This window comes from Serratia sp. Sp408, assembly GCF_057180665.1.
This window is the reverse complement of the sequence record NZ_JBXUFT010000001.1, coordinates 703,552-723,324: the sequence shown is the minus strand read 5'-3', so window position 1 is coordinate 723,324 and position 19,773 is coordinate 703,552. Positions and strand designations below refer to the sequence as shown.

The 19,773-nt window shown below is 52.2% G+C and carries 18 protein-coding genes; 8 read left to right on the top strand and 10 right to left on the bottom strand.

Going from position 1 to position 19,773, the window contains the following annotated elements; all coding sequences use genetic code 11:
* Positions 1–169: 169 nt before the first annotated feature.
* From AC2AXP_RS03480 to AC2AXP_RS03470, 3 genes are all read right to left on the bottom strand, one after another.
* A complete protein-coding gene (locus AC2AXP_RS03480) occupies positions 170–649 on the bottom strand; it encodes a type III secretion system chaperone family protein (protein WP_004965072.1) in 480 nt (159 codons plus the stop codon).
* Positions 650–818: 169 nt separating this feature from the next.
* Positions 819–1,721, bottom strand: coding sequence for a 30S ribosomal protein S6--L-glutamate ligase (gene rimK, locus AC2AXP_RS03475; RefSeq protein ID WP_039992280.1), 903 nt, complete (start codon positions 1,719–1,721; stop codon positions 819–821).
* A 40-nt stretch (positions 1,722–1,761) separates the two neighbouring features.
* Positions 1,762–2,064 (bottom strand): YbjC family protein, encoded by a 303-nt coding sequence (locus AC2AXP_RS03470; protein WP_198772768.1) that lies wholly within the window; start codon positions 2,062–2,064, stop codon positions 1,762–1,764.
* 238 nt (positions 2,065–2,302) lie between these two features.
* On the opposite strand from AC2AXP_RS03470, the gene AC2AXP_RS03465 reads away from it, so the two are divergent.
* Entirely contained in the window at positions 2,303–2,566 is a 264-nt protein-coding gene (locus AC2AXP_RS03465) for a GrxA family glutaredoxin (RefSeq protein ID WP_004965081.1), read from the top strand.
* Positions 2,567–2,606: 40 nt separating this feature from the next.
* Here the strand turns inward: AC2AXP_RS03465 and ybjM are convergent, their stop codons facing one another.
* Complete coding sequence (gene ybjM, locus AC2AXP_RS03460) at positions 2,607–2,975, bottom strand: inner membrane protein YbjM (protein WP_371901476.1); 369 nt, start codon at positions 2,973–2,975, stop codon at positions 2,607–2,609.
* 313 nt (positions 2,976–3,288) lie between these two features.
* Here ybjM and AC2AXP_RS03455 point away from each other — a divergent pair, with 313 nt between their 5' ends.
* Positions 3,289–4,977 (top strand): aspartate:alanine antiporter, encoded by a 1,689-nt coding sequence (locus AC2AXP_RS03455; protein WP_004965085.1) that lies wholly within the window; start codon positions 3,289–3,291, stop codon positions 4,975–4,977.
* A gap of 293 nt (positions 4,978–5,270) precedes the next feature.
* Here the strand turns inward: AC2AXP_RS03455 and AC2AXP_RS03450 are convergent, their stop codons facing one another.
* Entirely contained in the window at positions 5,271–6,107 is an 837-nt protein-coding gene (locus AC2AXP_RS03450) for an alpha/beta fold hydrolase (protein ID WP_004965120.1), read from the bottom strand.
* Positions 6,108–6,703: 596 nt separating this feature from the next.
* Positions 6,704–7,348, bottom strand: coding sequence for a Qnr family pentapeptide repeat protein (locus AC2AXP_RS03445; protein WP_039992288.1), 645 nt, complete (start codon positions 7,346–7,348; stop codon positions 6,704–6,706).
* A gap of 854 nt (positions 7,349–8,202) precedes the next feature.
* Between AC2AXP_RS03445 and AC2AXP_RS03440 the strand changes: the two genes are divergently transcribed.
* Positions 8,203–10,179 carry an alkyl/aryl-sulfatase gene (locus tag AC2AXP_RS03440; RefSeq protein ID WP_371901475.1) on the top strand — a complete coding sequence of 659 codons (1,977 nt, stop codon included), beginning with the start codon at positions 8,203–8,205 and terminating at the stop codon, positions 10,177–10,179.
* Between the two features lie 91 nt (positions 10,180–10,270).
* On the opposite strand, the gene eco is transcribed toward AC2AXP_RS03440, so the two are convergent.
* Entirely contained in the window at positions 10,271–10,780 is a 510-nt protein-coding gene (gene eco, locus AC2AXP_RS03435) for a serine protease inhibitor ecotin (protein ID WP_004965129.1), read from the bottom strand.
* A 228-nt stretch (positions 10,781–11,008) separates the two neighbouring features.
* Between eco and AC2AXP_RS03430 the strand changes: the two genes are divergently transcribed.
* Positions 11,009–11,755 carry a phosphatase PAP2 family protein gene (locus AC2AXP_RS03430; protein WP_088499639.1) on the top strand — a complete coding sequence of 249 codons (747 nt, stop codon included), beginning with the start codon at positions 11,009–11,011 and terminating at the stop codon, positions 11,753–11,755.
* Between the two features lie 5 nt (positions 11,756–11,760).
* On the top strand, positions 11,761–12,366 hold the full coding sequence (gene ybjG / locus AC2AXP_RS03425; protein WP_004965137.1) for an undecaprenyl-diphosphate phosphatase: 606 nt from the start codon (positions 11,761–11,763) through the stop codon (positions 12,364–12,366).
* A gap of 29 nt (positions 12,367–12,395) precedes the next feature.
* Here the strand turns inward: ybjG and AC2AXP_RS03420 are convergent, their stop codons facing one another.
* The 3 genes from AC2AXP_RS03420 to rbsK are packed head-to-tail and all read right to left on the bottom strand — an operon-like array spanning position 12,396 to position 15,686.
* Positions 12,396–13,409, bottom strand: a complete 1,014-nt coding sequence (locus tag AC2AXP_RS03420; RefSeq protein WP_484381411.1) for an aldose 1-epimerase family protein — start codon at positions 13,407–13,409, stop codon at positions 12,396–12,398.
* Positions 13,410–13,420: 11 nt separating this feature from the next.
* Positions 13,421–14,752 (bottom strand): L-fucose:H+ symporter permease, encoded by a 1,332-nt coding sequence (gene fucP, locus AC2AXP_RS03415; protein WP_484381410.1) that lies wholly within the window; start codon positions 14,750–14,752, stop codon positions 13,421–13,423.
* A 1-nt stretch (position 14,753) separates the two neighbouring features.
* On the bottom strand, positions 14,754–15,686 hold the full coding sequence (gene rbsK / locus AC2AXP_RS03410; RefSeq protein ID WP_004965145.1) for a ribokinase: 933 nt from the start codon (positions 15,684–15,686) through the stop codon (positions 14,754–14,756).
* A gap of 199 nt (positions 15,687–15,885) precedes the next feature.
* Here rbsK and deoC point away from each other — a divergent pair, with 199 nt between their 5' ends.
* The 3 genes from deoC to AC2AXP_RS03395 all read left to right on the top strand — a co-directional run bounded on the left by deoC (position 15,886) and on the right by AC2AXP_RS03395 (position 19,739).
* Positions 15,886–16,566, top strand: a complete 681-nt coding sequence (gene deoC, locus AC2AXP_RS03405) for a deoxyribose-phosphate aldolase (protein WP_004965147.1) — start codon at positions 15,886–15,888, stop codon at positions 16,564–16,566.
* A gap of 159 nt (positions 16,567–16,725) precedes the next feature.
* Positions 16,726–17,490, top strand: coding sequence for a DNA-binding transcriptional repressor DeoR (gene deoR / locus AC2AXP_RS03400; RefSeq protein WP_004965150.1), 765 nt, complete (start codon positions 16,726–16,728; stop codon positions 17,488–17,490).
* A gap of 950 nt (positions 17,491–18,440) precedes the next feature.
* Positions 18,441–19,739 carry an HAAAP family serine/threonine permease gene (locus tag AC2AXP_RS03395; RefSeq protein WP_004965152.1) on the top strand — a complete coding sequence of 433 codons (1,299 nt, stop codon included), beginning with the start codon at positions 18,441–18,443 and terminating at the stop codon, positions 19,737–19,739.
* Positions 19,740–19,773 lie beyond the last annotated feature (34 nt).

Genomic DNA, 19,773 nt, shown 5'->3' with positions numbered 1-19,773 from the left:
ACGCCTTTTATCGATTTTTTATGCATTTTTCTCTATGTTGATACGCCATTAACGGCATAAACGACGAGAAATATCTGGCAACAGTGGGTAAAACGCAGAATAAATTATGGCGGAAGGAACTGCGGACGACATGCCGTTTGGGCAACGGCATGTCAGTATTCAGCGGGGATCAGTGCAGCATTGCCTGGCGGGCGGTGCCAGCGTTGTTGTCTTCTTCGTCGCCCATAAACAGCAGATCGTTCGCCCTGGCTTCCAGGATCACCATCGAGATCTGCTCTTCGCCCTGCTGCATAAAGTGGGCAAACTGTTCCAGCGTCACGCCGACCGCAATGCTCAGCGCCTGGCAAACGATCAGTTTCGGCAGGTTGTCATCCTGAACGTCGACAAAGGCCTTGATGGTCAGCGAACTAGCGTTGATTTGGCTGAGATCGGCCACCAACGGGATCAGCGCCGTCGGTTTGACCTCCGCCAGCGCGGAAAACAGGATAACGTCATCGACCAGGTCAACCTTGGCGTCGAACACGCCGTCGAAGTTTTGCATATGCGGCAGGTGCAGCGCCTGGCAGGAATCACATTCAAAAAATGAGATGCCCAGTTGATCCAGCCAACGTCGTAATAACGCCAAATCAGGGACGATGAGTGAATCCATACGGTACCAGCCTCACAAGGTTCATAAATACGAAAAGGCGCATAGCTTACGGAATATTCATCCGTGATGCCACGATCAATGCGGCTTAATTCGCTAATGCAATCATTATCGGCGAGAAATTGTTGCCGTACCGAGCGCTGAACGGCAAAAATGCTCGTCGGGTGGTGGACTACCCCCCCGATTTAAGCCGGAAGCCCGGACGTCCACGCCGCTCAATATAGTCGATCATCATACCGGCAATATCCAAACCGGTGGTGGTTTCCACCCCTTCCAGCCCCGGCGAGGCATTGACTTCCATCACCAACGGGCCGCGTTCGGCGCGCAGAATGTCCACCCCGGCAATATCCAGTCCCAGCGTTGCCGCCGCTTTCACCGCTACCGCCCGTTCCTTGGCGGTGATGGTCACCTTGCTCGCCGTGCCGCCGCGATGCAGATTGGAACGAAACTCCCCCGCCTTGGCCCGCCGTTCAATCGCCGCCACCACGCGCCCACCGATCACCAGGCAGCGAATATCCCGCCCCTGCGCTTCTTGAACGTACTCTTGCACCAGAATGTGCGCGTTCAGGCCGCGAAACGCATCAATCACGCTTTCCGCCGCCTGACGCGTTTCCGCCAGTACCACACCGATGCCCTGCGTGCCTTCCACCAGTTTGACCACCAGCGGAGCGCCGCCAACCAGTGCGATCAAATCGCCGGTATCGTCGGGGGAATGGGCAAAACCGGTGATCGGCAGATCGATACCCTGGCGCGCCAGCAGCTGTAGCGAACGCAGTTTGTCACGCGCGCGAGTGATGGCGACCGACTCGTTCAGCGGGTAGCTGCCGAGCAGCTCAAACTGACGCAGCACCGCGGTGCCATAGAAGGTGATCGCCGAGCCGATGCGTGGAATAACCGCGTCATAACGATCTAACTGGCGGCCACGATAGTGGATGGTCGGCGCCGCCGGATTGATATTCATATAGCAGGAGAGCGGATCGATCACCTCAATGGTATGCCCGCGCTGCTCCGCCGCTGTGCGCAGCCGTTTGCACGAATACAGCGATCCATCGCGCGAAAGAATGGCAATTTTCAACGTATTACCCCCAAACGGGCAACTCCCGACGGCACAACGCTCAGTCGTGCGGCGGGCGGTCTTTTTGATCTTCCGGCGATGCTTTGCGCCGATCGTTTTCTGGCGGTAAACCGCCGTGCATCAACGGGCCGAACCCCTGAACCACACGCCAGACCAAAAACGCGGCAGCCGGTATCATCAGCGCCACGCCAAGGAAAATCATGCCAACCGCGGCGGTTTGCGACCCCAGCCAGCCCGGCAACTGAACATAGTCATGAATGCTCAGATACGCCAGCACCAGCATCACCATACCCACGCCTTCCAACGCCAATACCGGGCGTGGTAAATCGCCGAATGAACGCATATTGCTCCCTCCTGTCATGCTGCGCACAGTGTAGTGAATTCCCGGCGCTGACAACAGCGCCAGATAACTAATAGGCGGCGTAAATCAGATTAACAGGTAAATCCTGCTTTTTTTTATCGGCCCCAACGGGCATAGTAAGCGCCATTGCACCTGAAGTGATGCGTTGGCTGAGGTCTTTTTTGACTGACGGGATGTCGTTACAACAGCGATAATAGATTGAATAAACGAGGAGTATTTCATGTTTGCAGTAATCTTCGGGCGTCCGGGCTGTCCATATTGTGTCCGTGCTAAAGAACTGGCAGAAAAACTGACTGAAGAGCGCGATGATTTCAACTTCCGTTATGTTGATATCCACGCTGAAGGCATCACCAAGGCCGATCTGGAAAAAACCGTCGGTAAACCGGTTGAAACGGTACCGCAGATTTTCCTTGATCAGCAACATATTGGCGGCTGCACCGACTTTGAAGCCTATGCCAAAGAAAACCTGAATCTGTTCCAATAAGTTGTTATGGAACAATAAAAAGGCGCCTGAGGCGCCTTTTTTAATGCCGTCGCGAAGGCAGGCATGGCGACAGTAGCTTGCGTACCATCAGCAACAGCATGGCGCCAAATGCGCACCAAAACACCGCGCTGATACCATAAGCCAGCTCTTGCCAGAACGAAGGCGGCGGCGCCAGCCAAAAATAGCGTAGCAACAGACACAACGGCAACGCATACAACGCACCGCGCAATGGCGCCAGCAGACGTTTGGAGCCGGACAGGTAACTGCCGATAACGCCGGGGATCAGAAACAATAACAAACCGGTCTTCCCCTGATGGTGATCGGCAATGCCGCTCTGCTGGCAAAAGAACATCACGCCAAACAATAAAAAACTGCCGATTACCCCAAGCCAATCGCGATAACCCGCCATAGGTTTACCTCCCTTTGCAAACAACCACTGCAGCCAGACCACAGAAATCGGAACCCACAGCCGCAAAAAACGGTGCGCAGCTGGACTTTTTCCTTGGCTAAAAGAGAGTTAAAGGTAGAAAGGCGTGCAGGATAGCTGCTTTATGCTGGCTGTCCTGCCTCAGAGCGTCTAGAATAAGCGCCGCCGATCGAGGGATCGCGTTATCTTCGCTGATTGGTTTTTTATCGTAATCTATCCCTATATCCCATGGCTGAATTTATCTTTTATAGTCAGCCATATCAAGCACTTACTGGTAAACAATAAGTTATCCTCCGTGAACATAAACGTCGCTAGTTTGTTAAACGGTAACTACATTCTGTTACTGTTCGTGGTACTCGCCCTGGGGCTCTGCCTCGGTAAACTTCGCTTGGGTTCCGTCCAACTCGGTAACTCCATTGGAGTTTTAGTGGTTTCGTTGTTGCTCGGCCAACAACATTTCGCGATTAACACCGAAGCGCTAAGCCTGGGCTTTATGCTGTTTATTTTCTGCGTCGGAGTAGAAGCCGGGCCCAACTTTTTCTCTATTTTCTTTCGCGACGGCAAAAACTATCTGATGTTGGCGCTGGTGATGGTCGGCACTGCCATGGTACTGGCGATCGGTCTCGGTAAGCTGTTCCATTGGGATATCGGCCTGACCGCCGGCATGCTCGCCGGGTCAATGACCTCAACGCCGGTTTTGGTCGGTGCCGGCGATACATTACGTAATACCATCACCAACGGCCCGGCGCTGCTTTCCGCGCAGGATCACCTCAGCCTGGGCTACGCCCTGACCTACCTGATCGGTCTGGTCAGCCTGATTTTTGGCGCGCGTTATCTGCCGAAGTTGCAACATCAGGACTTGCCGACCTCCGCACAGCAAATCGCCCGTGAACGCGGCCTGGATACCGACAGCCAGCGCAAGGTCTATCTGCCAGTGATCCGCGCCTACCGCGTCGGGCCGGAGTTGGTGGCCTGGGCTGACGGCAAGAATCTGCGTGAACTGGGCATCTATCGCCAGACCGGGTGTTATATCGAGCGCATTCGCCGCAACGGCATCCTGGCGAACCCTGATGGCGATGCGGTACTGCAAGTGGGCGATGAGATTTCACTGGTCGGCTATCCGGACGCCCATGCGCGGCTGGATCCCAGCTTCCGTAACGGCAAGGAGGTGTTCGACCGCGACCTGCTGGATATGCGCATCGTTACCGAAGAAATCGTGGTCAAAAACAGCAATGCGGTTGGCAAGCGCCTCAGCCAGTTGAAACTGACCGATCACGGCTGCTTCCTCAACCGCGTGATCCGCAGCCAGATTGAAATGCCGATTGACGACAGCATCGTGCTGAACAAGGGCGACGTACTGCAGGTGAGCGGCGATGCCCGCCGAGTGAAGAGCGTGGCAGAAAAAATCGGCTTTATTTCGATTCACAGCCAGGTCACCGATTTGCTGGCGTTCTGCGCCTTCTTCATTATCGGCCTGCTGATTGGTCAGATCACCATTCAGTTCAGCAATTTCTCGTTCGGCATCGGCAATGCCGCCGGGCTGCTGATGTCCGGCATCATGCTGGGATTTTTGCGTGCCAACCACCCTACCTTCGGCTATATCCCGCAGGGCGCGTTGAATATGGTCAAAGAGTTCGGGCTGATGGTGTTTATGGCCGGGGTTGGCCTAAGCGCCGGCGCCGGTATTGGCCACGGCCTGGGCGCCGTCGGTGGGCAGATGCTGATTTCCGGCCTGATTGTCAGCCTGGTGCCGGTGGTGATTTGTTTCCTGTTCGGTGCCTACGTGCTGCGTATGAACCGCGCGCTGCTGTTCGGTGCCATCATGGGCGCCCGCACCTGCGCGCCAGCAATGGAAATTATCAGCGACACCGCACGCAGTAACATTCCTGCGCTGGGCTATGCCGGTACCTACGCTATCGCTAACGTATTGTTAACCTTGGCGGGTTCATTGATCGTGGTGCTGTGGCCGGGAATTCTCGGCTGACAGTTAAGAAAAAGAAATGGGTTAGCGCAAAATATTTTTGAAATTTTTGTCATCAGGCAGAACTTTTTGCCTGGGGGGCAGTCTGAATTAGTGCCACTGCTTTTCTTTGATGTCCCCATTTTGTGGAGCCCGATAGTCCCGCCTTTTTAGGTTCAAGATTATCGGGTTTTTTGTTGCCTGAAAAAAATAACCTTATAGCACAGAGCTATAATATCCTCACAACCGCCCAATGGCGACAGCCATTAACGCCATGGTATGGCCGCTGGGGATAACGCCCCAACGGCTAGAGCAGCTTAAGAACGAATAAAGGCAAGCAGATCGGCGTTAATCACATCCGCGTGCGAAGTGTGCATACCATGAGGTAATCCCGGATAAATTTTCAGTTCGCTATTGGCCAACAACTTATCCTGCAAAATGGCGGCATTTTGGTAGGGAACAACCTGATCGTCATCGCCCTGCATCACCAGCACCGGTACGGTAATCGCTTTGAGATCTTCGGTCTGATCGGTTTCTGAAAACGCCTTGATCCCTTCATAGTGCGCTTTAGCGCTGCCGGTCATCCCCTGGCGCCACCAGTTTTGAATGGTTCCTTGGGAAACTTCAGCCCCCTGTCGGTTAAAGCCATAGAATGGACCACTGGCGACATCGAGATAGAATTGAGAGCGATTGGCGGCAAGTGCCTTGCGGAAGCCGTCAAACACCTCGATGGGCGTGCCACCAGGGTTATTCTCGGTTTTCACCATCAACGGCGGTACGGAGCTTATCAGCACCGCTTTGGCTACTCTGCCCTGCGGTTGACCATATTTAGCCACATAGCGAGCAACCTGACCGCCGCCGGTTGAATGGCCAACATGGATGGCGTTATGCAGATCAAGGCTTTCAACCACCGCGCAAGCATCAGCCGCGTAGTGATCCATATCGTGCCCTTCGCTAACCTGATCTGAACGGCCATGGCCACGGCGATCGATAGCAATTACGCGAAAACCCTCTGCCAGGAAAAACAGCATCTGATTATCCCAATCATCAGCGCTTAATGGCCAACCATGATGGAAAACAATAGGCTGCGCCTGTTTCGCCCCCCAGTCTTTAAAGTAAATATTAACGCCATCTTTAGTTTTTACGAATGACATATCACTCACTCCTTTGTAGAAATATGACAACTACTGATTAAAATTAAATGTATTACCTTTAGCGATGACATGAGATTATTGCGTATGAAGCCGAAAAAAACCCCATAGCATCAATGCCACAAACTGTATAAGATGATAAATAATTAAGTTCATCTCTTATCAATTTAATATCATCGCCTCCAATAAAATACATCATGTATTGTTAAGAGTTATCTCATATTTCCTATTGATGAAATACCCTTTCCCTATACATATAACTTTATGATAATTATCAAAAAGTTAGTGTAATCAAAATCATCAAGACATCGAATTCCCATCTTAACAAGGTCAGCCACGATCGTCCGTTGAGCAACCGGCGCGTGCCGCTCTAAATCATATGGAATATCGGCGGTTTCGGCGGCGTCAAACAAACCGCCCAGACGTTTTTTCGTAACGTGCGACTGGCAAGTAAGAAAGAGATTAGCCCGTGGTTCAGGGAAGCTGCGATCCGCTTCGCACTGTCTGAGCGGCCAAGCGAATAAGCAAAAATCAAAAAGCCGCCATTATTGGCGGCGTTATATTTCCTTTCGCCCCGAGTAGGACCACACAAGGCAATGCTAGCCTAAAACAATGATGCCCAGGCGTTCCATCAGTTGCGACGCCTGGTAGCTGTCCAGCTTAACGCCTTGTAGATCGATATTGCGTACGTCAAGCTCTCCTAACTCCGAATTGCTCAGGTCGCAATGGGTAAAATTGGCGGAACGCCAGTCAAATGAAGCAAATTCTCCGCCGGAGAGATCCGAACCACTGAAACTCGCCCCCTGAATTTGAGCGCCATTCCAGCGGTTTTCCCACAATTCGCACTTCTCTAGCACCACTTTCGAAAAGTTAGCATAGCTCAGATTGCTTTTTATGATGTAGGCGATGCAAAACCAGCTGCGCGAAGTGATCATGTTCATAAAACTGACGCCGCGAAAATCTGCGCCCTGTGCCCGGCATTCACGGATTTCGATGCCCAATGCGTTGGCGTTTCTGAAGTCTGCCATGGATAAATCGCAATGTTTAAAACTGGCATCCTTAAGCTGTGCCCGACTGAAACTACAGCCTTGTTGACTCTCGCGATCGTAAAACTGACAGCCGATAAACTCACTGCCAGTCAGATCAACGCCGGAAAAATTACAGTTGTGGAAAATGGCATGTTCAATTTTGGCGCCAGTAAATCGATCACGTTCAATCTTTTCACCCTTGAGGATCAACGTCATAGCAAGATACCTGTTTATTTATACATATGCCATGCCATTGTAGCCTTCCCTTGGCCTCAGAGTAAACCGTCATCAAGGATGGGCTGTATAAGTCACGGCTCGCTGATAACATTGCCGATCGGCGCCTACACCAATGGTGGCCAGAACACAAGAGGCCGCAGATTTGCGGGCTATTGCCAAGATAGTTATCTGGCCGTGTGTTGTGTTGGAAAACAATTAAACCTGACAGTCGACAACACCCGAGAGACGAACATGGTGTTGAGGTACTTAATTTAGCGCTGTTACTAAGCTGGTATTTTATTGAACTTACCTTAGCGAAATATCATTCAAAGAAAAATACAGGGGATTTTATCTAAAATCACCACTACATTATTTCATTATATAAAAGCAGACGATAGGGTATATACCGCCAAAATAAATCACTCATTAAATATTATAACCCCAAAGGTAATATCAATATAAGCACTGCCATAATAACCAATGAATTACTCACCTACTCCACGTCAACCGACGTTTCTTGCATAGCCATTAAGAGTGAAAAACATACAAAACATAACTATTTCTAATTTATTGCATTTCATATTATTCCATGGTTTAAATAAAATTAAAATATGCCCCCTGTATATTACCAGATAGGCCAGCCAGGGAATTTGCAGCCCAAACTCCAGCAATTAAAAAAATTACCTACGCTTACATTAATAATTAATTCCATGTCTAAAACTTGCAAAATGTAAATGTTGTATTATATTTATTTTTACATCTCAATTATTTAGCATCACTGAACATACCGATGGGAAACTATTCTACGTTCCCAACACAGGGATATGTTCCCTACATCACTAAAAGGCCAACAGATGAGACTAAAACCAATCGTCAAAAGCCTCGCCTTAGCGGGATTACTCACTACCATAGCGATGCCTGGCTTGGCACAAGAAACAACAAAAGATGCGACAGCGGCGACAAAACAGGCAAATAATGCCCTGTATGAACAACTCCCCTTCTCCGATAACACCGACTTTACCAACGCCCACAAAGGTTTTATTGCCCCTCTACCGCAAGAGATAATTAAAGGCGAAAAGGGCAACGTTATCTGGAACCCGCAACAATACGCATTTATTAAAGAGGGGGAAAAAGCCCCCGATACGGTCAACCCCAGCCTGTGGCGGCAATCGCAACTCATCAATATTAGCGGCTTGTTTGAAGTCACCGATGGGGTGTATCAAATTCGTAACCTCGATCTTTCCAATATGACCATTATTGAAGGGAAAGAAGGCATCACGGTGGTCGATCCATTGGTATCAGCAGAAACCGCCAAGGTCGGTATGGAACTGTACTATAAGAATCGTGGCAAGAAACCGGTGGTTGCAGTGATCTACACCCACAGCCACGTTGACCACTACGGTGGCGTACGCGGCGTGGTAGACGAAGCAGATGTCAAAAACGGCAAAGTGAAAATTTATGCGCCTGACGGCTTTATGGATTCTGCGGTCGCCGAAAATATCATGGCGGGCAACGTGATGAGCCGCCGCGCCAGTTACATGTATGGCAACCTGCTCAAACCAGAGGCCAGAGGACAGGTCGGCGCCGGTCTGGGTACCACAACCTCCGCTGGAACCGTGACCCTGATCGCACCTACGAACTACATTACCAAAACCGGTCAGAAGGAAGTGATCGACGGATTGACCTATGACTTTATGCTGGCTCCAGGCTCTGAAGCGCCAGCTGAAATGCTGTGGTATATCGAAGAGAAAAAGCTGATTGAAGCAGCAGAAGACGTCACACATACGCTGCACAACACCTATTCTCTGCGCGGGGCAAAAATTCGTGAACCGCTGCCTTGGTCAAAATATATCAACGATGCATTGCAGTTATGGGGTGACAAAGCCGAAATTATCATGGCGCAACACCATTGGCCGACCTGGGGTAACGACAACGTTAAAAACCTGCTGAAAAGCCAGCGTGACCTGTATCGGTATATCAACGACCAAACGCTGCGTATGGCGAACCAAGGTCTAACGCGCGACGAAATCGCCGCCAACTTTACCCTGCCGCCCGCGCTCGCCACGGCCTGGGCTAACCGTGGCTATTACGGGTCGGTAAGTCATGACGTCAAGGCCACCTATGTGCTTTATCTTGGCTGGTTTGATGGTAACCCGGCCACGCTGGATGAACTGCCGCCAGAAGAAGCGGCGAAGAAATTCGTTGAGTACATGGGCGGCGCGGACAATATTCTGCAGAAAGCCAAGGCTGACTATGATCGGGGCAACTATCGCTGGGTAGCACAGGTGGTCAGTAAAGTGGTCTTTGCCGATCCCAAGAACGAAGCGGCTCGCCACCTTGAGGCGGATGCGCTGGAACAGCTTGGCTACCAGGCAGAATCCGGCCCGTGGCGCAACTTCTACCTGACCGGGGCACAAGAGTTGCGCAACGGCGTCAAGCAATTACCAACGCCAAATACCGCCAGTCCGGACACGGTACGCGCCATGACGCCGGAGATGTTCTTTGACTATTTAGGCGTGCATATTAACGGTGAAAAAGCCGCCAAGGCGCATATCGTGCTGAACTTTGACTTCGGCGAGCAAGACGGTAAATACAAAATCGAATTGGAAAACGGCGTGCTCAACCACACCGCCAACGCCGAAGCCAAAGACGCCGATGCGACGATTACGCTTTCCCGTGACGCCTTGAACCGTATCGTTCTGAAAGAACAGACGCTGAAAGAAGAGCAAGACAAAGGGGATGTAAAAATCACCGGCGATAGCCAAAAGCTAAACGAACTGTTGGGCTATATGGATAAGTTCGACTTCTGGTTTAATATCGTCACGCCATAAACGCAATGCCCCGGTGAGGTCGCCGTCACCGGGGCATTGCATTGGCAGTTGAATGCCGCGAACATCAGTAAGCGGCTACAACGGCGGATAATTACTTCTTCACCGCGCTGTTAACGGTTTCAGCGGCTTGCCACACGCGGTATTTCACCTCCACGTCCTGCGGCACATAGACCACGATCGGCAGGCGGCTGTTATAGCGCTGCATTGCGGCATCCCCCAGATTTGCCGCCACAAACTGCCGGTGCTTGCTACCGTCTGGACAGGCCATCATGGTAGAGGCTGGCGCAGACAGTTTATCCAGCACCAGATAATCGTAACCCCAGCCGGACAGCGTCTTGCTTTCCAGTTTGCCGCCCATCATATGGCGGTTGCAGTCCACTTCCAGCGTCTTGCCAATCAGCAGTTCCACTTTAAAGTTTTCTTCATGGTCCTGCTTCGGCAGGTAAATGACCTGTCGCGTCATGCCCTTCTCTGCCTGCGGATAAGGCGCTACCTTTTCCAGCGGCTGTTGGCTGAGGGGGTCGTTGTCGGTCGCAGAGGTCGCCGCACCGGCGGTGGTTGCCATCAGCATGCCGGCAACCAGCAAAGAGATCTTTTTCATTAACTTTCCCTATGATTTTCCTAAAATCCGAGCATACGTTAATACACTCCCTTGCCACATGCCAACGGTTTAATCTTCTTTACATATAGATATCTATAAACTTAACAACCAACATAAAAATAAAATACAGCATAAAAAACGGATAAATAACGCAAAATTCCGTATTAAGGTTTTCTTAAGACAGAATTATTACAGTCGGCATATCCCTGTTATCTCGCGAGCGCCCCTGTGAAGCGACAAAAACTGGCACAACCTTTGTTAAATCAAACCTCAACAACACCACATATTAAGACATCTGCCATTTACTCTTTGCCGACATCCTTTTACCGTTGGCAGGTTTTTGGTTTGTTGGTCAGTGGCTTGCTGTTGATGTGGCTTTCACGCAACGAGCAACTGGACTGGGCGATCAGCAATTACTGGTATGACGCTGCCAGCGGGCATTTTCCCTGGCAAAACAATTTTTGGCTCGATTTAATCAATCATCGACTGCTGAAAATAAGCGTGATCGGCGCGGCAGCGGCCAGCTTGCTGTGGGCGATCTACCAGCGGCATGCGCGTTTGGCGTTCTGCATGCTGCTGCTGGGTATCGGCCCCTTGGTGGTCGGCGTCCTGAAGGCCAGCAGCGCGCACTCCTGCCCATGGGACCTGCTGGAATACGGCGGTCAGGCGATGTCCTATCCCCTGCTGGGCGCGGTACCGCCCCACCCGGGGCCGGGACGCTGCTTCCCGGGTGGGCATGCCTCCAGCGGATTTGCGCTGATGGCGGTGTTTTTTCTGTTTTATCCGCTGCGGCCGCGCATCGCTTATACCTGGTGGTTTGGCGGCCTCACGCTCGGCATGCTGATGGGCTTTGGCCAGGTGATGCGCGGCGCACATTTCTTTTCCCATAACCTGTGGGCAGGTTGGTGGGTTTGGTTCAGCCAACTGGCTGTTTATTGGTGGGTTAGCGGCTACTTAAGCCGCAAGACGAGGTAACTATAATGGAGCAGTTGAATTATCTTCTTTTCGCCTGGATTAACGCGACCCCGGCCTCGCCAGAATGGACGATCGATCTCGCCACCTTCCTGGCACGCGATCTGATCGCCATCGTCCCGCTGCTGATTGTCGGACTGTGGTTATGGGGGCCAAAAAACGCGCTGGTTTCACAACGTGCGGTAGTGGCGAAGACGACAATTGCTCTCGGTTTTTCCCTGTTGGCCTCAGCCTCCATCGGCATGCTGCTACCGCACGAACGGCCATTCGTTGCCGGCATCGGTTATACCTTCCTGCAACATGCTCCTGACAGCTCCTTCCCCAGCGATCACGGCACTGCGATTTTCACCTTTGCCATTGCATTTTTGTGCTGGCACCGCATGTGGTCCGGCATCATGTTGATGGTTGTCGCGGCAGGCATTGCCTGGTCACGCGTCTATCTTGGCGTACACTGGCCGCTGGATATGGTGGGCGGGTTGTTGCTGGGCATGGTTGGCTGTCTGTTCGCGCAACTGGTATGGAATCTGTTTGGCGATCTGATTGCCGCCAAACTGGAACGGCTGTATCGCTTCCTGTTTGCCTTCCCGATCCGCAAAGGCTGGGTAAAAGAGTAATCACCTGCGGGGCGTTACCGCCCCGTTATTTAAACGACCCCGGTGGTCACACAAAACGCCCGGCTTTCGCCAGCGGCAAGCATCAGCAAGCTCCCGGCGCGTTCAGCCGCCAGATACCCCTCAGGCCGACAGGTTGCCGGTAAAACAAACGCGGCAACCTTCTGATCCGCATTATGCAAAATCCAGCGCGTGGCATAATTGAACTGCTCGGTGGAAAAGCGTGTCACGAACCGGTGCCCCTGCGGCGCGAGCATGAAGAACTCGGCCTGGTCGACATACTGCGACAGTCGATCGGCAAAAAAGACGATTTCCGGATCGTAATGCTGCGGCTCGCTCAATTCGCAGACCCCTTGACCACGCTCGGCCAGACGTTGAGTAAACGCCAACCATGACGGCGTCGGCTTAACGTGCGCCGGGATGCTTTCACGCAGTTGCAGCGCTGAACCGGGCAAATTCTGTCGAAACGTCGCGCCCGCCACATAGGCATAATTCATATGACACATATATTGTAGCGGCATTGGCACACCGGCCAGATTGGTGACCTGCATTTCAATATCGAACTGCGCGCTGCACGCCGTCAACCTCACCGCCGGCTGCGCTCGATAACGGTGGCCGAATCCTTTGACATATTCTACGCTGCCGCCTATCGCCAGCCGATCGCCCTCCACCTCCAGCCAGGCTGCGTCCATGGTCGCACACGGCATTTCGCCATGCAGCGAATGACTGTCCTCCGGCGACGGGCAGCCGTTGCTCAACAGTCCCGAATGGAAGGCAAAGCAACCATAAGTATCTACAATGTTGTCGCCTGGCCGCGGCTGGCTAAACATATTCTCCATTTTTAAATCATGGCCGTCGAACTGCGCGTCCCAGATCATCTGCCCGTAGTACGGCAGCACCGTCAGATGGCCGCGGCTATTCGCCAGCGTTAAACCGGCAATGCCGCTGGGATAGCGAAACGCCGTTACGCAGAATGATGCACAGCGGTATACCTCACGCGGTGCAGGACCGAACAACTCAGGAAATAAATGTATTTTCGCTTTCATCCGCATTCTCCTTATGATTGATCGGTAGCCATTCTGTGCGCAGTCTGACGTTTTTGATGGCGAAGCTCCGCCAAAAAATAGAACCCGACATAGGCAAAACACAGTAGCGAGACCACAAACGCCTGTTGCATCGAACCAAGACGGTCGGAAACATAACCCTGCAATGCCGGAACAAACGCCGCGCCGACAATCGACATGACGATGATCGCCCCGGCCACTTCGGTATATTTGTTTTCTACCGTTGCCAGGGTACCGGCATAAATGGTCGCCCAGCAGGGGCCGAACAGCACGCTAACAAACACCGCTGCGTAAACGGCGGTAAAGTTCGGCGCCAGCGCTACATAGGCCAGCGTAACCAGGCCCAGCAGCGCATAGACAATCAGCACTTTTTCGGCTTTGAAGCGGGTCATCAGGAAGTTGGCAATAAACTTGCCGATAAAGAAGCAGATAAAGCTGTAAATCATAAAGTTGGACGCATCACGTTCGTTGGCCGCCCCGAGGTTCAACGCCAAACGGATGGTGAACGACCACACCGCCACCTGCATGCCGACATATAAAAACTGTGCGGCAATGCCTTTACGGAACCGCGCGTTGCCCGCCAGGTATTTCAGCGTTTCCCCCAATGCCGGCGCCGCGGCCTGCTCACCCTGCTCATCTTGCGGCTTGCAGCGTGGATAACGGGTCAGCAGGAACAGCAGCATCACCACCACCAGCACCATAATCAGGTATTTGTACGGTTCCAGCGTATGTTCCAGCATCGACAGGCGGAACTGATGAACCTGATCCGGCGACATGCCGGCCATCTGCGCTTCCAGGCTGTCCCCTTCCTGAAATACCAGATATTTTCCCAGTACGATGCCCATTAGCGCCCCCACCGGATAAAACGTCTGGCTGACGTTCAACCGCAGCGTTGCGTAATCGCGGTGACCAATCATCGAACTGTAGGTGTTGGCAGCGGTTTCCAAAAAGCTCAAGCCAATGGCAATGGCGAAAATCGCCGCCAGAAACATGGTATAGGTCGCCATATGCGAAGCGGGATAAAACAGCATGCAACCGACGATATACAGCGTCAGGCCGATCAGAATTGCCGCTTTGTAACTGCTGTTTTTAATCACCAGCGATGCCGGAATGGCAATCAGAAAATAACCGCCATAGAACGCGCTCTGTACCAGCGCGCTGGCGAAATCGCTCAGCGCAAACACGCTCTTGAACTGGGTTATCAGAATGTCGTTCAGGCTGGCGGCACAGCCCCACAACGGGAACAGACAGGACAACAGGATAAATTGAAACAGCGGCGTCCTGTTCAGATAACCGTCTGCTTGCTGCTCGATGGTCTGGCGCATTTTATACTCCTTGTTGTCTGGTGGAGATAAAGTCATGGAACTGCGCAGCATCAGGATAAGAACGCTGCGTGCCCTTGCCGGTGACGCTATAGGCGGCATAGGCAACCGCCTGCTGCATGGCGCTCAGGACATCGTTTTGACGAATATAATGCTGCGCGAAGCAGCCGATAAATGCGTCGCCGGCGCCGCTGGTATCCAGCGCCCTCACTGGCAGCGACGCAACATGCTCACAGCTGTTGTCAGTCATCCACAGTGCGCCGCGTTGTCCAAGAGTAACAATCAGGTTGCGCAAGCCTTGATCCAGCAGGCTCTGGCCGGCGCGGCGAATATTGTCATCGTTGTCGACCGGCATGCCGGTAAGAATTTCCAGCTCGGTTTCATTGGGGATAAAGAATTCGCATTGGCAGGCGTAGCGAATATCCAGCTCGCGCGCTGCGGGGGCTGGATTAAGGATCACCTTGATGTGATGTCGCCGTGCAAAATCAATCGCCGCATACACCGTCTCCAGTGGAATCTCGAGTTGCAAAATGATCAATCGACACTGTTGCAGGGCATCGGCGGCCTGGTCGATATCTGCCGGCAACAGGTGATTATTAGCCCCTTTGACGATCAAGATACGGTTTTGCGAGGTTGAACGATCGACAAATATCGGCGCAACGCCACTGCTGACGCCCGGCACTTTCTTCACAAAACGCGTATCAATACCGGCCCGTTGCAGGTTACGCAGCGTGTTATCGGCAAACAGATCGTCCCCTACCCGTGTCACCATCATCACATCGGCCCCCATCCTGGCGGCCGCTACCGCCTGGTTGGCCCCCTTACCACCGCAACCCAGCTCAAATTCCGCTGCCTCCAGCGTTTCTCCGGCCTTTGGCATCTGGTCGATATAGCTGATTAAATCCACCATGTTCGAACCGATTACTGCAATATCCATCGTTGTGTCCCCGTTGTTTTTTTAATCATATGATGTTAATTAAATAACATTATCAACGCGTGATTGTTATATGTGTGACATCGATCGCAACTATGAATCACCGGTTACACGCTAAAACAATCTATATTTGCACCGTGACAGATGTTATAATTCTCACATTACTCACGTTTATCTGGCTGACTCTGATTAAGGAATCGCAATGACTATTGAAAACATTGACTACGCTCGCTATATCGATCACACCCTGCTGGCGATGGACGCCAGTGAAGCGCAAATCGCCAAACTGTGCGAAGAAGCACAACAGCACAATTTTTATGCGGTCTGTGTTAACTCCGGCTACGTTCCGCTGGCGGCACACCTGCTGCAGGAAAGCGAGGTCAAAGTTTGTTCGGTGATTGGTTTCCCACTGGGTGCGGGTCTGACGGTGGCCAAGGCGTTCGAGGCCAAAGCGGCCATCGCTGCCGGGGCGCAGGAAATCGATATGGTGATCAACGTCGGTTGGCTGAAAAGCGGCCTCAACGATCGGGTAAAAGCCGACATCGCCGCAGTGCGCGAGGTTTGCGCCGCGATCCCGTTGAAGGTAATATTGGAAACCTGTCTGCTCAGCGACGCGCAAATCGTACAAGTGTGTGAAATGTGCCGCGAACTTGAGGTCGCCTTCGTGAAAACCTCCACCGGTTTCAGCACCGGCGGCGCACGCGAAGAGCACGTCAAGCTGATGCGTGAAACCGTCGGCAGTGAAATGGGCGTGAAGGCGTCTGGCGCGGTGCGCGACCGTGCCACCGCCGAGAAGATGATCGCCGCAGGCGCCACGCGTATTGGTACCAGCTCCGGCGTCGCAATCGTTTCCGGTGCCGAGGCCGCTGCCGGCAGTTACTGATTCTGACGGTTGACTGCGCCACCGTTAACCGGGCGAATAACATGCGGGGTAATGCGTTCTATACGCAGCCCCGCATTTTTGTGCTTATCACCTTTTCGGTGTAGCGGCCCGCGCAAGCTGCAACATGATTCTTTATTTCTAGACCTTTGGGAACACGACATGGAAACGCGGCGCGAAGAGCGTATCAACCGACTAATCCAGGCGCTAAAGCGTGCTGACAAGATTCATTTAAAAGAAGCCGCTGCACTACTGGGCGTCTCTGAAATGACCATCCGTCGCGATCTTAGCGCCGAGCCTGCCGCCGTGGTGCTGCTCGGCGGTTATGTGGTAGCCGATCCACGCAACAACGGCGTTACCCACTATTTTGTCTCCGACCAAAAAGCCAAACAGGTCAACGAAAAACGGCGTATCGGGTTGCTTGCCGCGCCGTTGGTCAACGAAAACGACACGGTATTTTTCGACTGCGGTACCACCACCCCGGCAATTATTGACGCTATCTCCGACGATCTGCCGTTTGTTGCCGTCTGCCACTCCTTAAATACTTTCCTGGCATTGCAGGACAAACCACAGTGCACGGTGATCCTGTGCGGTGGCGAATTCAAACCCAATAACTACATCTTCAGCGGCGTCGGCAAACACAACGAGATGGATCATATCTGCCCGAACCTGGCGTTTATCTCCGCCGCTGGCCTCAGCCTGCAACAGGGGGCAACCTGTTTCAACTTTGATGAACTGGAAATGAAACACCGCGCCATGGCGATGGCGCAGCAGTCCATTCTGGTGGCCGACCACAGTAAGTTCGGCAAGGTGAAACCGGCCTGTATCGCACCACTGAGCCAATTTGACCGCATCATTACCGATCGGCAACCCGACCATGCATTCAGCGAGTTCTTTGACCAGCACGGTATCGCCCTTCGCTATTGATGATTTATTCACCGCCGGCGGACTGCCCGGCGGTTTCCCCTACCGAAAATACTGCGTAATACTGTGCAATTAATGCGCGATCGATCGACGCGTAGCGCGATTTTTCTGCGGCGCCAGGTTAATAAATTGCAACAAAGTGCGACGGCATTTTTTAGCGTATTGGTAATCCTGATGCATTAATCCGCGGACGCCGTAATAACGGCCGCTATTTATATGACAAAGAGCAAGAAGATTCTTATCTAAATATTCACATTGAATTAACCAAATTGCTGAAAAAACAATCTGGCACGGTTATTTATATGATGAATGATTGCGCAGATTTATACCGATGAGAGTCAATAAGGGCAACGACCAATACTGAGCAAAAAACAAAAATAAATGAATTAAATCAATATATTAACAAAAACCCCACTTAAACAACAAATGTGATCTACATCACTAAAAACGCTTATTGACAGTTTTTAACTAGATCACGCCACCCGCATAAAATATATTGCTCGACTTATTCCTAAAAGCAGCCTTTTATCTGGTCAAAGTTTCAACAAACCAGATAAACATAGAGGTTCTGCTGAGAGCGCTTTCAGCACAAAATATTACACAAATGCGCAACAGGTGCATTAAAAAAACACAAAAAAGCCTATGCCTGCGCATATTGTGCATTTGAGAGCGTGATCACGGTTGTTTCTGCTGCAAATCGTTATCTTGCCGCCAACAAAATCGGCGGACAGGTATCCTCCGGCATAAAAGGCATTTATCTGCCTGCCTGCGGCAGAAAAATTTGCAACCAGTTAACCGGCAACGGTGCTTAGCACAATATATAACCAGGGGGACGTACTTATCCCCGACAGTCACATTTGATTTCACCGTCGGCGCCAATGTTCTATTACGTCGAGGGTTTTAAGCTTACGTTTTATTAATTTTAAATTAACGTGTTCACTTCGGAGATATTTATGGACACTACTCAGACCGGCACTATTGCCTCTGCGGCTTCGGGTTCCAGCAGTACCTGGCGCAAAACTGACACCATGTGGATGCTGGGCCTGTACGGCACGGCAATTGGCGCCGGTGTGCTATTCCTGCCGATCAACGCCGGCATCGGTGGTTTGATTCCACTGATCATCATGGCGATTATCGCCTTCCCAATGACTTTCTTCGCCCACCGTGGCCTGTGCCGCTTCGTACTGTCCGGCAAAAACCCCGGCGAAGACATCACCGAAGTGGTAGAAGAACACTTTGGCATCAGCGCCGGTAAGCTGATTACCCTGCTGTACTTCTTTGCCATCTATCCGATTCTGCTGGTTTACAGCGTCGCTATCACCAATACCGTCGACAGCTTCATTACTCACCAGTTGGGCATGACGTCGCCGCCGCGCGCCATTCTGTCGTTAATCCTGATCCTCGGGCTGATGACCATCGTGCGCTTTGGCGAACAGGCCATCGTTAAAACCATGAGCATTCTGGTATTCCCGTTTGTCGCGGTACTGATGCTGCTGGCGCTGTATCTGATCCCTAACTGGACCGGCGCCATCTTCGAAAACGTGTCACTGTCTGGCAGCGGTGCCGGTCTGGGTCACGGCCTGATCATGACGCTGTGGCTGGCGATTCCGGTGATGGTGTTCTCGTTCAACCACTCGCCAATCATCTCCGCCTTTGCTGTGGCAAAACGCGAAGAATACGGCGCGGACGCCGAGAAGAAATGTTCACGCATTTTGGCTTACGCACACATCATGATGGTACTGACCGTGATGTTCTTCGTGTTCAGCTGCGTGCTGAGCCTGTCACCGGCCAACCTGGCGGAAGCCAAGGCACAGAACATTTCGATTCTGTCTTACCTGGCAAACCACTTCCATAACCCGATGATTGAATACATCGCGCCGGTAATCGCCTTCGTTGCCATCACCAAATCGTTCCTGGGTCACTACCTTGGCGCCCGTGAAGGCTTTAACGGTATGGTGCATAAATCCCTGAAGAGCCGCGGCAAAACCATCAGCACCAACAAGCTGAACCGCATCACCGCCATCTTCATGCTGGTAACCACCTGGATCGTGGCAACGCTGAACCCAAGCATTCTGGGCATGATTGAAACCCTCGGCGGCCCAATTATCGCCATGCTGCTGTTCCTGATGCCGATGTATGCCATTCGCAAAGTGCCTGCCATGCGCAAGTACAGCGGGCATATCAGCAACGCCTTCGTGGTGCTGATGGGTCTGATCGCCATGTCGGCCATCCTGTACACCCTGTTCAGTTGATCCCGTACCGCCGGCGCTCCGTGCGCCGGCACTT